Source organism: Hydrogenophaga intermedia, from assembly GCF_023715105.1.
Classification (GTDB): domain Bacteria; phylum Pseudomonadota; class Gammaproteobacteria; order Burkholderiales; family Burkholderiaceae_C; genus Hydrogenophaga; species Hydrogenophaga intermedia_A.
Genome location: NZ_JAMBNO010000006.1, coordinates 39,429 through 53,947 on the forward strand (window position 1 = coordinate 39,429; position 14,519 = coordinate 53,947).

Consider the following 14,519-nt stretch of genomic DNA (forward strand, 5'->3'; position numbering starts at 1 on the left):
TGTTGTCCTTCACGCATGAATCCATGTCGCCAGCGTGCCGAGCAGGACCGACGAGACGAGTAGCGCCAACAGCACGAAGCCGCCGTTGGCGCGCAAGCTGATGGTGAGTACGGGAACGCCCGACCAGCGACTGGCCATCAGGCTCAGCACCGAGAATGGTGTGATGGTGATGGCCAAGCCCCAACCCACCAGCAGGGCGGTGAGGTGCACGGGCAGGGGAAGACCCAGTGTGGTTGGTGTGAGGCTGGTGCCCACGATGACGGCACACAGCATCGGGTGAATAGCCGCTGCACACAGTGCCACGATCAGCGCCGACAGCGTGAGGCAGGCCAACACGGGTGCACCTGCCACCCAAGCGCCAATCTGCGCAGTCCAGGCGTCAGGAATGGCACTGGCGATTACGGTTCCTGCGCATCCCGAGGCGAGGAACATCAAGACCTCGCTGGTCATGCTCCGGAAACCCGCCATGTCGGCCCACACCATGCGCGCCCCCGTGCCCAGGCCTTTCGAGCCATGCTGACCGATACAGGCGTTGACGACCCAGGCACCCAGTGGCGTCACGGTGATGATCACAGCGGTGATCGGCCATTGCTGACCATGGCTGAGTGCGACCAGGACAGCCATGAAGCACAGCATGGTCACCACGATCGGAGCGCCGGATCGCCAGATATCACGGGCCGCCACGTCGGGCGTATCGACCGTATCGGCCGTCGCCTCACGGCCACGACGACCGAGGCGGTCCATGGCGGTCCCCAGCACGATGAACAAGGCCGTGACGCCCAGGGCCATTGGAAGCATGCCCGTCCAACTGGTGCCTGCGTACAGGCCGAGCACGATACTCATGTTGCTGTACAGGGGACTCCACAGACTCAACGCGGAGTAACCCCTTGCAATGGCACAGAAAGAGGACAACTGTTCGCGCGCGTCGTCGCGGTCGTGTTGGGCGGCTGCCTCCATCATCATGGCGATGCCGGCCAGACCAAGAAGTCCGCCGAAGAACTGGCTGGCAAGGCTCAAGCGCCAATAACGCGAGGGGTGTGGCGATTGCTGCAGCGTGCGCAGCACGTCGCGCACGCGGGTGGTTCGGCCGGCGGCGCGGGACAACAGGTTCACCGATACCAGCAAAGAGGCAATCAGGGCACCGATGCGAACGCCCTGTTGCAGGGCCATCCATGGTTCATCCAACCCGGGCAACAGCAGCAACGTCAGGGATCCGAGCAGCACCGATGTGCGTAGAACACCAGCGCTGACCTGAGTGGCGTTCAACAACAGAAACAGTGCAAGCACGGCTGCCAGTACGGCGATCGATCCGCTCGGACGCAGCATGAGGTCCACCAGCGTGATGACCGGAATGGCGCCCGTCACGGTCAGCGTCAACGAGGAGGTGGGTGCCGTGAGAACAGGGGGTGAGGCCGTCGCGGGGTCGCGCATGGGTTTTAGGGGCTGCCGCTTGTCGGTGAGTCGCCGGTAACCGCCGCTGGGGGGTTGTGTATCTGGGTCACTATACTATCATTGGATCAACCATTGAACATATAGATCAATCAGGGACAACCATCCACCACGAGGAGCAACAGACATGAAATCCATCAAGTACCTTGCCGCTGCGGCGGCGTTGACCGTCGGTGCCGTCGCCTGGGCGCAGGACACCTTCCCGTCGCGTCCCATCACCATCGTGGTTCCGTATCCGGCGGGTGGCACCAGCGACAACCAGGTTCGCATGTTCAAGGACGAGCTGTCCAAACTGCTTGGACAACCCGTCGTGGTCGACAACAAGCCAGGTGCTTCGGGCGCCATCGGCGCACAGTTCGTGGCCCGTGCTGCAGCCGATGGCCACACGCTGCTGTACCCGAACAACGGCGTGGTCATTGCGCCGCTGCTCAATGACAAGGCCGGTTACGACGCGATCAAGGACTTCAAGCCGGTGACGCAGGTGACCGCGGTGCCCATGGTGCTTGTGACCAACAAGAGCGTGCCCGGCACCAATCTGAGTGACTTCCTCAAGCAGGCCAGGCAGGTGCCCAATGGGCTGCTTTACGCATCGGCCGGTACGGCTTCTTACGGGCACCTGGCCTCGACGCGCCTGGGTTCGATGACCGGCCTGAAGCTTCAACACGTTCCCTACAAAGGCGAGGCCAATACCACCCTCGCGGTGCGCACGGGCGAGGTGCAGATGCTGCTGACCACACCGTCCTCGGCCATGATGGGTCAGGTTCGTGAAGGCCATCTGAATCTTCTTGCCGTGGCTTCGGAGGGGCCTTCGCCTGTCGTGCCAGGTGTGCCCACCATCAACAGCGTGGTCCCCGGTTTCGTGGCCGAAGTCTGGTTCGGTCTTCTGGCCCCGGCAGGGACTCCTGATGCCGTGGTGAACAAGATCAATGCCGCCATGCGCCAGGTGATGGCCAATGAGGAGCTGGCCAAGCGACTCTTGCCCACGGGTGCACAGCCTCGCGTGTCCAGCCCTGCCGAACTGGGCGGCGTGATGAAGCGCGAGCAGTCGGATTGGCGCGAGATCATCACCAAGCACAACATCAAGGCCGACTGAGTTCGGGTACGCGGCATGAAGTCTGAATACGATCTGGTCGTCGTCGGTTCCGGGGCAGCAGGACTCACCTGCGCCATCACGGCGCGCAAGCAGGGGCTTGACGTCGTGGTGCTGGAGAAGGAGCCGGTGTTCGGTGGCACCACCGCGCTCTCGGGCGGCGTCTTGTGGGTGCCACTCACGCGCCATGGCCGCGCTCAGAACCCCGGCGACACGGTGCAGGCGGTGCGCGATTTTCTGCAAGCCGAGACTGGCCGCTTTTACGACAGCGAATCGGTTGAGGCCTTCATTGCCAACGGGCCGCAGATGGTGGACTTTCTGGAGCGCGAAACCAGTATGAAGTTCGTGCCGACGCTCTACCCCGACTATCACCCCACGGCACCCGGTGGTGCGGATGTCGGGCGCTCCATCCTTGCCCAGCCCTACGACATCCGTGGCCTCGGCAAGGATATGGACCGGCTCAAGCCACCGCTCAAGACCATCACCTTCATCGGGATGATGTTCAACTCGTCCAACGCCGACCTCAAGCACTTCTTTCGTGCTACCAAGTCACTTCGCTCGGCGCTCTACGTCGCGCGACGCCTGCTCAACCATGTGAAAGAGCTGGTTCTCTATCGTCGCGCCGTACAAGTGACCAGCGGTAACGCCCTGGCGGCGAGGCTGGCGAAATCGGCACTCGACCTGGGGATTCCGATCCTCACATCAATGCCGGTTGCCCGCCTGGCAACGCAGGGTGATCGTGTTCACGGGGTGTATGTCGACAATGCGGGCGCCGAACGGCTGGTGGGCGCTCGAAAGGGCGTGGTGCTTGCCTGTGGTGGATTCCCCCACGACAAGGAGCGCGTCGCTCAGGCCTACCCGCATGTGCGGCGCGGTCACCAGCATCTTTCGCCTACGCCGGTGGGAAATACGGGCGATGGTTGTCGTATGGCAGAGGCCGCTGGGGGCTACGTGGATATCCGGTTTCCCCAGCCGGCAGCCTGGATGCCGGTGACGCGCGTGGACTTCGGCAAGGGCGAGACGGGCGTGTTCCCGCACCTGCTGGATCGCTACAAGCCGGGCGTGATCGGTGTGCTGTCCAATGGCCGACGCTTCACCAACGAGTCCAACTCGTACCACGACGTGGGCGCAGCCATGATCAAGGCCTGTGAAGGTTTGCCAGAGACGGCGATGTGGCTGGTCTGCGACAAGCGCGCGCTTGCCAGCTACGGGCTTGGCTACGTGAAGCCCGCCCCCATGCCGATCAAACCGTTCGTTCGAAATGGCTATCTGGTAGAGGGCAAAACCTTGTGGGACCTCGCTCAGCAAGCCGGCATCGACCCCCAAGGGCTCGAAGACACCGTGCGTGAGTACAACCGTCACGCCGTCAATGGCGAGGACCCGGCGTTCGATCGCGGAGGCAACAGCTTCAACCGCTACCTGGCTGATCCCGAGAACAAGCCCAACCCATGCGTGGCGCCGCTCACCGATGGTCCGTTCTACGCGATCAAACTGGTGATGGGCGATCTGGGTACCTTCGACGGCCTGAGCACCAGCACCGAGGGCGCAGTGCTGCGACGGGACGGCTCGGTGATCGAAGGCCTCTATGCCGTGGGCAACGACCGCGCCAGCCTCATGGGCGGCAACTACCCGGGTGCAGGCATCACGCACGGCCCCAACATGACGTTTGCCTACATCACCGCGCGACACATCGCATCCGGCATTCGTGCGCGCGAGGCCAGGGAAGACCGAGAGGTGGTGGCCGCATGACCATGTCAAATGCTCCCATGAAGGCCTGGGTGGACCACCGCGTCTACACCATCGCGTTGCGCAAGATGCCGGAGTTCCTCGAGGTGTTCCATCGCCTGGCCATGCCCGTCCTGATGGACACACTCGGCCATCCACTTGGCTTCTGGACCAGTGTCGTCGGACCGCAGAATCAGTTCATCCATCTGTGGGGCTATGACGACCTGGCGGACTATGAACGCCGTTGCCAGGCGCGCGACTCGCATCCGGAGTTCCCGGCCTATCTCGCCGCCTCGGGTCACTTGATCACATCACAGGAGACCCGGCTCGTCCGCGCCGTGGCACTCGCTTGAAACCCGACGGCGGTCCGCTGGATTCGCTCACCCAATTCATAACAACTGGAGCCAAGACAACATGACATTCGCTCGATTGACCCTGATCGCCACGCTGGCTGTTGCCGCGCCGTTTGCTCATGCTCAGGAGGCTGCCTATCCGACGCAGCCCATCACCATGATCGTTCCCTTCACGCCCGGCTCCAGCTCGGACGTGACCGCACGAGCCATTGCACAAAAGTTGTCCAGCTCGATGGGGCAGCCCGTGGTGGTCGACAACCGCCCAGGGGCCGGTGGCGGAATCGGAATGCAAGCGGTGGCGCGCAGCAAGCCGGACGGCTATACCTTGGCGGTGAGCACCGTGTCGTCCACCGTGGTGCCGCCCATCATCATGAAGAACGTGATGGTCGACCTGTTCAAGGAGTTCACTCCGGTCGCCACGATGGCCAACACACCGCTGCTGCTGACGGTGCATTACGACTCGCCTTTCAAGAGCGTTCAAGATCTGATCGCCGCAGCCAAGAAGGCGCCAAAGACCCTGACCTACGGCAACTCGGCTGGTCTGTACCGGATCGCCATGGAGGCCTTCAACCACCAGGCGAGTATCGACCTTCTGGGCGTTCCCTTCAGGGGGCCGGCGCAGGCCGCCACCGAAGTGCTGGGCGGACGACTGAGTGTGAACCCCGACGCGCTGGGAGCCGCCGGACCGATGCTGCAGGCCAAGCGCATGCGCGCGTTGGCGGTGCTTGGATCAAACCGAACGCCAGCGTTGCCGGATGTGCCGACGATGCAGGAACTCGGCTTCAAGGATTTCGCCTTCAACGGTTGGCTGGGTGTGCTGGCACCCGCAGGTACGCCTGCGGCCATCGTGCAGCGTCTGCACAAGGAAATTGAACAGGCTGCCCGCACGCCGGACGTCCAGGCTTTGTACGCGCGACTCGGGATGGAGGGAACCGTGCTGTCGCCCAAGGCTTACGGGGAAGAGATGCGCAAGGATTTCGCGAAGTACAGCGACATCGCGAAGCAGGCCGGCATCGAGAAAGAATGACGCCACGCCGAGCGGCCTGGAGCAGACAGTTGTGACCCACATGCCACCCAACTCCTTTGCGGCACTGAAGCTGCTTGCCCGGCAGGCCCGGGACATGACGATCGAGACCATCCCGGCAGAGGTCGCACACCAGGCCCGTCTGTGCCTGCTGGACTCGGTCGGCTGCATGCTGGCGGGCACCCGCACGCAAGAGGCCGAGCTGGTGATGGAATGCGAACCGGCCTTGGCCGCCGAAGCGGGTGCAACCATTGTGGGCACGCCCCATCGGCGCGACTGGCGCGGGGCCGTTCGAGTGAACGGCTATCTGGGCGACGTGCTGGAACTCAACGACCTGATCGGCGGGCACGCCAGCATCGGCGTCGTTTCGGCCACCATGGCGTTGGCCGAAACCCTGGGGAGCCCGGGCGTACGCACCGTCGAGGCCTTGGTGCGCGGCATCGAGGTGACAGCGCGCGTCTACGATTCGGTCTACCCCTCGTTGAAGCGTTATACGGACATGGCCTTGGTGCCTGTCGGTATTCCATCAACCATCGGGGCTGCGGCCGCTGCAGCCTGCCTGCTCGAGTTGGACGAGGACAAGACGCACCACGCCATGGCGATCGCTGCAGCGCTGGCTGGGTGGTGCCCGGCCGAAGTGATCTTCGGCGACGGCGGCACCGTCAAACCCATGCTGTTTGGTGCGCAGCCCGCAGACACGGGTGTGACGGCGGCGTGGTATGCACGTGCCGGCATGACCGGGCCGCCGGCCATTCTGGACGGCAAGACGGGCTACTTCGCCACCGCCTCGCTCGAAGGCAAGTTCGATGCCGAGGCCTGGCAAGCCCGATGGGCGCTGGCTGAACCCCGGCGCAAGCTGCACGCCTGTTGCGGCTACCTGCATGCGCCCGTGGATGCCGTGCGCCAACTGATCGGTCGACTGGGCAAGCTTCAGAGTGACGGCGCCATCGAGGTGCGGGTGGCGCCATATGTGGCCGATGTCGTGGCCAAGGATCGTCCACCCCAATCGTCAAATGACGCGCGGTTTCACCTGCAATTCTGCGTGGCGCTGGCTGTTTGTGGAGCCGATGTCATCTTGCCGGAGCACAGCATCGAGCTCGAGCGCCAGTTGCAACGCGAGGACGTGCGTGCGGCCATGGGTCGCATCCGGGTTCGCCCCGACGCCACCTTGAACCACTACCACCACTGCGCGGTAGAGACGACGGATGAGAACGGTCAGAACGTCTCCCTGGCTCTGACGTCGCCCCGGGGTTCACCCAAGACACCTCTGACCGACGAGGACGTCTTGACCAAGTTCAAGGTGCTGGCGGAGCCAGTCATCGGCGTCGAGCGTGCCAGGCAGTTTGCCCAAGCCTGCGAGGCGATCGATCGCATGAGTGACACGCACGCGCTGTTCGCCTTGCTTCAAATACCTGCGGGAAAGGATTGCCGATGAGTCACCACCCCAACTACCGCCCACGCGGAATGTATTTTGAAGAATTCGAGATCGGCCAGACCATCGTCACGTCGCGACGTACGGTGACGCAGACCGACATCGTCAACTTCGCCTGCCTCTCGGGCGACCACAACGCACCGCACATCGATCACGAGTTCTGCAAGACACAGCCGTACGGAGAGCCGATTGCCCATGGCCCCTTGGTGCTGGCCATCGTGGGCGGCCTGCAGTGCCTCAGCGGCATCAACGACGGCACCATCATTGCGATGACCGGGCTGGATCAATGGCGCATGCACTTGCCGGTGAAGGCGGGCGACACCATTCACGCGCTCATCACGCCGTTGGAGAAAAAGCTCACCAGCAGCGGCACCAAGGGCATCGTGACCTGCGAGCGTATCGTCAAGAACCAGCGCGACGAGATGGTGCATTCGATGATCATCTCCAACATGTACCGTTGCCGACCGGTACTGGCAGCTACTGCCTGAGCAGCGTCGGCGCCAACGAGAAACCGGGCCTTGGCCCGGTTTTCTTTTGTCAGGAGTGGGCCCGAAGGCCCCGTCTCATGCGAGATCCATTTGCTTGGCAATGATATTGCGCTGGATCTCGTTTGTGCCACCGCCGATGGGACCGACGCGTGAGTCGCGGAAGAACATCTGCATGTCGTACTCGTTCGAGTAGCCTGCGCCGCCCAGGATCTGCATGCCGATGTCGGCGCACTTGAAGTTGTTCTCGGTGCAGACGATCTTGGCGATGGAAGCTTCCTGAACCACTTTGTGACCACCGTCGAGCAGTTCGGCCACGCGGTAGACGGACTGGCGGGCCGTCTCGGCCATGATCATCATGTCGGCCAGCTTGTGCTGGATCACCTGGAACTGCGAGATCGGCTGACCAAACTGGATGCGCTCGCGTGCGTAGTCGCGCGCGTATTCGGTGATCTTGAAGCAATGTCCGGCCGAGATGGCGGCCAGGCCCATGCGTTCCAGGCCCAGCGCGGCCATGATGTTCTTCCAGGCCTGACCTTCGCCGCCGAACAGGTTGCTGGCCGGCACGCGCACGTTGTCGAAGAAGACCTCGTTGGCGTGGGTGGTGCGACGGCCCAGCATGGACAGCGGGCGGATCGTCACGCCCGGTGTATTGGTCGGCACAAGAATGGTGCTGATGCCGTTGTGGCGTGCCTGCTTGTCGGTCTTGACGATGGCGACCAGATAGTCCGCCACGTGCGCACAGGTGATCCAGACCTTGCTGCCGTTGATGACGTAGTCGTCTCTATCACGAACCGCCGATGTCTTGATGCCGGCGACATCGGAGCCCGTTCCCGGCTCGGACATGGCCAGGGCCAGCTTGACCTTGCCGGCAACAATCTTGGGAACGATGTCCTGCTTCATCTCTGGTGTGCCGAACTTGGCCACGTGCATGCCGGCATAGATGGCGGTGGTGGTGACGCCCTGGGCAATGCCGGTGTAGTAGTAGCCCAGTGTCTCCATGAACACGGCGATGTCCTTGTAGCTCGCGCCCATGCCGCCGAGTTCTTCCGGGTAGAAGATGCCGAGATAGCCGGCCTCGGCGAGCGCGTTGTAGGCCTCGTGCGGGAACTCGCGGGCTTCGTCCATCTTGCGCACACGCTCCCAGGGCAGGTGGCGGGATAGCAGATCCAGCACGCCCTCGCGCATCATCTTCTGCTCGTCGGTCAGGCCGTGGGTGTTGATCAATGACATAGGGGTCTCCTCGGGTTGGGTTCAGATCGGGCGGGCGGCGAACAGAGGGCCGTCCTCGTAGCTCAGCACCACCATTTCGACCGGCATGCCCGGCGTCCAGGGGATGTTGTCGGTTTCCACCAGGCGGCAAGCCAGGCGCAGTCCGTCGTCGAGATCGACGATGCCGACCGCGTAGGGCGACTCGGCGGCGAAGACGGCGGGAGCTGCGTGTATGCGCGTCCAGGAATAGAGGCGACCGCGCGCGCCCAATGGCGCCCACTGCATGTCGGTCGACCAGCAATGCGGGCAGACGGGTTTGGGCGGGAAGGTGGCGTGGCCGCAGGCGCCGCAACGTGTGGTCTGCCAGGTGCCTTCTCGCAATGCCTCCCAGAACACCGCGGTGAAAGCGGAGTGGCGGGGAGGGTAGGCGCGCGCGCCTGTTTGAGGCAAGCGCTCAAGGCGGGTGGTATTGTTCATCGCACAGCCTCCAGCACATGCACAAGGGCGGCGTTGTAGTTGCCCAGTTCACCGGTGGCCAGGCCCCAGAGCGCGTCCTTCACCTGCCGATCACCGGCGCGCCCGCGCAATTGGTCGGCCAGCTCGACGTAGTTGTAGAGGGAGGTGACATAAGCCGGGTGACCGCGCGACGTGAGCCCGCCTGAAGTCGAGACGGGGATGCGCCCGCCGAGTCGGGTTTCACCGTCGAACGCTGCTCTTGCGCCTTGGCCTTTGGCAGCGACGCCAATGGCCTCGGTCACCAACACCTCGACGATCGTGCAGGGTGCGTACAGCTCGGCGAGGTCGAGGTCGCCCGGTTGTATGCCCGCCTGTGCATAGGCGTCGCGCGAGGCCTTCGCAGCGGACTCGAAGGCGATCATGTCGTTGGGCACGTCGCTGATCTGGTGTGAGCCGTCATGACAGAAGCCGCGCCCACGCACCAGCGCATAGGGCCTTCCGGTGGCCTTGGCCACTTCCTCACTGGCGAGCACCAGACAGGCGGCGCCATCGCTGCGGCCGGGCACGTCGTACAGGCCCAGGGGCTCGACGATGGGTCGCTGGTTGATCACGTCCTCCAACGTGATCGGCTTGCGGTATTGGGCCAGCGGATTGAGTGAGGCGTGATAGCGGTTTTTCACCGCAACGGCGCCGAGTTGTTCGCGCGTTGCGCCGTGCTCGTGCATGTAGCGTGTGGCGTCCATGGCGTACCAGGCAATGGGCGTGAAGCCGGCTGAAGTGTGGAAATCCACGTCACCCGTGGTGCGCATGCTGCTCATCATGTGTTCGGCCGCCGGGACGGCGCTTTCCATGTTGATGCCCAGCGCGAGGGCCACGTCCGTGCGGCCCAGCAGAATCTCGTCGCAAGCCTTGTCGAAGGCGAGGGCGGCCGTCATCCCGTTGCCCATCACCTCCATCACGCTGCCCCGGCAGGCCAGGCGCAGTTGGCCCATCAGGAAGGTGTGAAAGTACTTCTGGCGTGTATAGGGGCGTGGCAGCGTGAAGACCAGGCTCTGGATGTCTTCCTTGCTTATGCCGGCATCGCTCACCGCCTCGGCGACCAGGCGCGTCATGATCTCGTGTTCCAGCGTCTGCAAGGCCGCGTCGTCGGCCGTTTGGTGACGCCCGACGGGAATCGCGCTCGCGCCAATGAGGGCGACGCGCCGTGTCATGCCGAGACTCCGTCCAGAACGCCGAAGGCCCCTGCCTCGCGCAGTGCTGCGATGCGTTCTTCGTCGTATCCCAGCACCTCGCGCAGCACCTCTTCACTCTGGGCGCCAACGGCGGGCGCCGCCTGCGACGCCACCGCCGGCGTGCGCGACATGCGGATCGGCGAGGCAATGTTGGGAATCCAGCCTTTGACCGGATGCGGGATGCGGGTGACGAGATCGCGTGAGCGAACTTCATCGGAAGTCAGGGCCTCGCTCAGCGTCTTGACCTGACCGTGAGGCACATTGGCTGCGCGCAGCTTGGGTGCCCAGTGGCTCCATGGCTGGGCCGAAAAGGCCTCGTCCATGATCTTGAAGAGAAGCTCGCGTTCGCGCAGCCGGTTGACGCGTTGCGACAGCACCGGGTCGTGCGCCAGATCGGAACGGTCGAGCACCTGTTCGAACAGGCGCTGATAGATCTTGTCGTTTCCACAGTTGATGTAGAACGGTTTGTCCTGGGCCATGAACACGCCGGACGGGCAGGTGTCGGGACTGACGTTGCCGTTGCGCTGGGGCTCGTAGCCGGTGGTGAGGTGTTGCATGGCGCCGAAGCCAGTCATGAGGATGGCAGTGTCCAGCAGTGCAACCTCCACACGTTGGCCGACGCCATCCCGGGCACGTGCGATGAGGGCCAGCAAGATGGCGTTCGTGGCCGTCATGGCGGTGGCGGTGTCCATGATGGCGGCGCCAGTGCGCACACCCTGCCGGTCCGCGTATCCGTTCATGGAAATGAAACCGCTTTCGGCCTGCACGATGGGATCGAAACCCAGGCGGTCGGCATAGGGGCCTTCGCGTCCGTATGCCGAGACCGAGCAGTAGATGAGCTTGGGATTGATGCGGGCGCAGGTCTCTGGGTCGAGTCCGAAACGCTCCATCACGCCCGAGGAGAAGTTCTCCACCAGCACGTCGGCTTGGGCAATCAACTCCCTGACCACCTGAATCCCGGCCTCGCTCTTGAGATCCAGGGCCAGGCTCTTCTTGTTGCGGTTCGTCCAGAGAAAGGGGCCGCCTTGAGCAGGAATCTCAGGGTCCACCGTGGGGTAGTGCCGAAAATCGTCGCCGCGCACGGGCGCTTCGATCTTGATGACGTCGGCGCCGAAGTCCGCGAGCGTCATCGTGGCCAGCGGGCCAGCCACGAAATGTGTGAAATCCACCACCTTGAGCCCTTGAAGCACGGGCGCAGCGGCGCTGGCGTTGGGCCGCTGGATGGGCAGTGCGTTGATGCGCTGCTGGTCGAACATGGTTGCCTCCATATCAATGGTTCAACCATTATACTTCTCGAGAGACAACTGACAACCTCCATCCGTCATCTGCCGTTCGCCGTCCACCATCCCTGGAGTTCAGACATGAACACAAGCCTTGAATCCATAGCCTCAGCCGACTGTGCGGCGCTGGATCGCCTGCTGCAGGCGCGCCACAGTTGCCGGGGCTTTCTGCCAACACCCGTGCCGAGGCCTCTGCAACGAAAGATCCTCGCGATGGCGCAGCGCACCGCGTCCTGGTGCAACTCGCAGCCATGGCAGGTCCACATCACCGAAGGCGAGGCCACCGAGCGTTTCCGCGCGACCCTGCTGACGCCCAAGGCGGCCGACGAAGCGGGACCTGATTTCGTCTGGCCGTCCGAGTACCGGGGCGTCTACCGCCAGCGCCGGCTGGACTGCGCGCTGCAGTTGTATGAAAGCGTAGGTATCGCGCGAGGTGATCGCGAGGCCTCGGCCAAGCAGGCGCAGGAGAACTTCCGTCTCTTTGGCGCGCCCCATGTGGCCATCGTCACGACGGACGCTGCGCTGGGCGTGTATGGTGCCGTGGACTGCGGCGGTTTCGTGGCGAACTTCCTACTGGCCGCGCGCAGCCTGGGCGTGGCCACCATTGCGCAGGCTGCCCTGGCCTCACGACCGGCGCGCGTTCGCGAGTTCTTCGGTCTGAGTGATGACCGGCTCGTGGTCTGCGGAATTTCGTTTGGCTATGCAGACGAAGCGCATGCCGCCAATGGTTTCAGGACACCGCGCGCATACCCGGACGAGGCCGCGAGCTGGCTGTCGACCTGAGCTACGTGCCGCGTCCAGCTGCCTTCTTCGGATCCGCATCGCTTCGGGCGTGAGACAGATAGCTGCGTTGCAGCTTCTTGAGGCTGGCCTCCATCTCGGCAATGGCGCCGTCCACGTCACGCGCTTCCATGTACTTGAGGAATCGCTTGCGGGAGGGCACAACGAACGCGTTTTCGTAGTCGCCGATCGACAGCACGTAGTGACGCAGAACTGTCAGCACGCCGTCCATCACGATCTCCATGATGGGATTGCGAGTCATGCGAGCGAGCAGTCGGTGGAACTCCAAGTGGATATCGGCGCGACGGTGAAAATCGCCAGCAGCGATGGCAGCCTCTGCATCGCGCACGTTGGCGTGCAGCATTTCGAGATCTGCTGGCGTCGCACGCAGACACGCCTCGCGCACGATGATGGATTCGAGCCAGATGCGGGCCTCGGTCAGTTGAGCGGGTTGGATCGCACCGAGGTGGTACATGTCCATCAGGCCGGTGGTGATGACCTGGCCATTGCCCTCAGTGATGAAGGCGCCACCTGTCGCACCCTTCTGCAGTCGGACGAGGCCCGCGTGTTCGAGCGATCGCAGGGCCTCACGCAGGGTGTTGCGGGATACACCGAACTGCTCGGCCAGCGCCCGTTCGGAAGGCAGGCGACTGCCTACACCCAAGCGACCTTGCGCCAGTTCCGTGCGGATCTGCTCGGCAATCTCCTCGAATGCCCGCTGCGAGCGGATGGGCTTGAAAGCAGTGGATGGTGGGGGACTGGCAGGAGAGGAGGGATGGTTCGGCGTGGCCACGGCGCTTCTCAAGGGTAGTTAGATCAATGATAGAACCAATTGATCCGGTCGACTTGATTCGGCCACATCGGGCGGTAAATCTGTCAGTAGCCGGCACCCGGGATAAAACGGCTTTAAGTGAGGTCAGCAGCACAAACGTACTGCATACGGCTCCATGCCCATGGAGAAAGGGGCCTCCTCGCATCCTGGGGCGATTCAAGGGGGACTCATTCAGGTGACAAAGCTCTCAAGCGGGCCGCACGCCGCGGCATTTCGGGAACTGTCGACAGCCCCAGAACGACTCGCCCGCCCGGTTGCCTTGCTTGGCCTGCCTGAGCACCATCGCGCCCTTGCAGACGGGGCAGGTCGGCGTTGTGGCCATGGCAGGCTCCCGCCGCTCTGCTTCGAAGCCTCGGTGCGATTGCGGCTGGGCGGACTTGCTGACAGCGGCGACCGCCTTGCTCAGTTGCTCGCCGTCGATGAGGACAATGGGTTTGCCGACCGCAAACTCGATGGCCTCGTGAGTGAACCTTCCCGAAGTCACAACGAAGCCGCCCGCAGCGCCCTCCGCGGTGATGAGGCCGAACTGTTCGCGTACAACCGACACACCCACACGATAGGTGCGCCACTGCTTGCACTGCACGAGATAGCGCTGCCCCGCCTTGGTTGCGAGCAGGTCAACGCCTCCATCGGCGCCTCCGCCGCCGTTCTCGACGACTTGATAGCCCATGCGGTGAAGCGTTTCGCCCACCAGACGCTCGAACTGCGGCCAAGTCATCTGGTTGAGGCCAGAAGTGCCCGGTGCACTGGCGACCCGCTCAACCAAAGCCGCACCCTCACGGCGCCGTAGAAAGGAGGTGAGTGCGCCCAACAGGAATAGCAGGGGGACGACGTACTGTCCCGCAACCGCCAGGCCCTTCCAGAGCGAACCGACCATCAGTGAACTCACCTGGTTCGGCTGGACACTCTTTGGCGTTGGCGCGCTCGCAAATGAGCTGAGCAGCAGATAAGCGACGAGTGCGCACAGAACCGAAACCCACCATGGCAGGCGCGAGATAAGCTGAACCAGTTCGTTGGCTTCTTTGCGATTTCTTCTTCCCACGTGGACGCTCCCTTGCGCAGCTGTTGAACTGTTCTGACGCCTGAAATGTAGTTGTAGGGCGTCTCAAGTGACGAGTCCGTGGCCAAAGCTCAGCCAGTGCCCTGAGTTCCTTGAGTGGTGACGCCAC

The 14,519-nt window shown here is 63.4% G+C and carries 14 protein-coding genes; 7 read left to right on the top strand and 7 right to left on the bottom strand.

Annotated elements, in window-relative coordinates:
- Positions 1-9 precede the first annotated feature (9 nt).
- The gene (locus M3149_RS06915; protein ID WP_251708603.1) at positions 10-1,431 is read right to left on the bottom strand and encodes a hypothetical protein; all 1,422 of its coding nucleotides are present in this window, start codon (positions 1,429-1,431) and stop codon (positions 10-12) included.
- A gap of 145 nt (positions 1,432-1,576) precedes the next feature.
- Here M3149_RS06915 and M3149_RS06920 point away from each other — a divergent pair, with 145 nt between their 5' ends.
- The 6 genes from M3149_RS06920 (at position 1,577) to M3149_RS06945 (ending at position 7,561) form a co-directional block, all read left to right on the top strand.
- Positions 1,577-2,542 carry a Bug family tripartite tricarboxylate transporter substrate binding protein gene (locus M3149_RS06920; RefSeq protein ID WP_251708604.1) on the top strand — a complete coding sequence of 322 codons (966 nt, stop codon included), beginning with the start codon at positions 1,577-1,579 and terminating at the stop codon, positions 2,540-2,542.
- A 15-nt stretch (positions 2,543-2,557) separates the two neighbouring features.
- Positions 2,558-4,288, top strand: coding sequence for an FAD-dependent oxidoreductase (locus M3149_RS06925; protein ID WP_251708605.1), 1,731 nt, complete (start codon positions 2,558-2,560; stop codon positions 4,286-4,288).
- Between the two features lie 17 nt (positions 4,289-4,305).
- The gene (locus M3149_RS06930; RefSeq protein ID WP_251708606.1) at positions 4,306-4,617 is read left to right on the top strand and encodes an NIPSNAP family protein; all 312 of its coding nucleotides are present in this window, start codon (positions 4,306-4,308) and stop codon (positions 4,615-4,617) included.
- A gap of 76 nt (positions 4,618-4,693) precedes the next feature.
- On the top strand, positions 4,694-5,644 hold the full coding sequence (locus M3149_RS06935) for a Bug family tripartite tricarboxylate transporter substrate binding protein (protein ID WP_251708607.1): 951 nt from the start codon (positions 4,694-4,696) through the stop codon (positions 5,642-5,644).
- Between the two features lie 40 nt (positions 5,645-5,684).
- Positions 5,685-7,076 (top strand): MmgE/PrpD family protein, encoded by a 1,392-nt coding sequence (locus tag M3149_RS06940; RefSeq protein WP_251708608.1) that lies wholly within the window; start codon positions 5,685-5,687, stop codon positions 7,074-7,076.
- A 29-nt stretch (positions 7,077-7,105) separates the two neighbouring features.
- Complete coding sequence (locus M3149_RS06945; protein WP_251708609.1) at positions 7,106-7,561, top strand: MaoC/PaaZ C-terminal domain-containing protein; 456 nt, start codon at positions 7,106-7,108, stop codon at positions 7,559-7,561.
- A gap of 75 nt (positions 7,562-7,636) precedes the next feature.
- Here M3149_RS06945 and M3149_RS06950 read toward each other — a convergent pair whose 3' ends face one another.
- Genes M3149_RS06950 through M3149_RS06965 form a run of 4 tightly spaced genes read right to left on the bottom strand, consistent with a single transcriptional unit; the run spans position 7,637 to position 11,714 of the window.
- Positions 7,637-8,791 carry an acyl-CoA dehydrogenase family protein gene (locus M3149_RS06950; RefSeq protein WP_251708610.1) on the bottom strand — a complete coding sequence of 385 codons (1,155 nt, stop codon included), beginning with the start codon at positions 8,789-8,791 and terminating at the stop codon, positions 7,637-7,639.
- Positions 8,792-8,812: 21 nt separating this feature from the next.
- Positions 8,813-9,247: a Zn-ribbon domain-containing OB-fold protein gene (locus tag M3149_RS06955; RefSeq protein ID WP_251708611.1), complete on the bottom strand. Its 435-nt coding sequence runs from the start codon at positions 9,245-9,247 to the stop codon at positions 8,813-8,815.
- On the bottom strand, positions 9,244-10,437 hold the full coding sequence (locus tag M3149_RS06960) for a thiolase family protein (RefSeq protein WP_251708612.1): 1,194 nt from the start codon (positions 10,435-10,437) through the stop codon (positions 9,244-9,246). Before M3149_RS06960 ends, M3149_RS06955 begins: the two co-directional genes overlap by 4 nt.
- On the bottom strand, positions 10,434-11,714 hold the full coding sequence (locus M3149_RS06965; RefSeq protein WP_251708613.1) for a CaiB/BaiF CoA transferase family protein: 1,281 nt from the start codon (positions 11,712-11,714) through the stop codon (positions 10,434-10,436). The genes M3149_RS06960 and M3149_RS06965 overlap by 4 nt, the downstream gene beginning before the upstream one ends.
- A gap of 105 nt (positions 11,715-11,819) precedes the next feature.
- Between M3149_RS06965 and M3149_RS06970 the strand changes: the two genes are divergently transcribed.
- Complete coding sequence (locus tag M3149_RS06970; RefSeq protein ID WP_251708614.1) at positions 11,820-12,521, top strand: nitroreductase; 702 nt, start codon at positions 11,820-11,822, stop codon at positions 12,519-12,521.
- A gap of 1 nt (position 12,522) precedes the next feature.
- On the opposite strand, the gene M3149_RS06975 is transcribed toward M3149_RS06970, so the two are convergent.
- Positions 12,523-13,311, bottom strand: a complete 789-nt coding sequence (locus M3149_RS06975) for a FadR/GntR family transcriptional regulator (RefSeq protein WP_251708615.1) — start codon at positions 13,309-13,311, stop codon at positions 12,523-12,525.
- Between the two features lie 226 nt (positions 13,312-13,537).
- The gene (locus M3149_RS06980; RefSeq protein ID WP_251708616.1) at positions 13,538-14,392 is read right to left on the bottom strand and encodes a restriction endonuclease; all 855 of its coding nucleotides are present in this window, start codon (positions 14,390-14,392) and stop codon (positions 13,538-13,540) included.
- Positions 14,393-14,519: the final 127 nt, after the last annotated feature.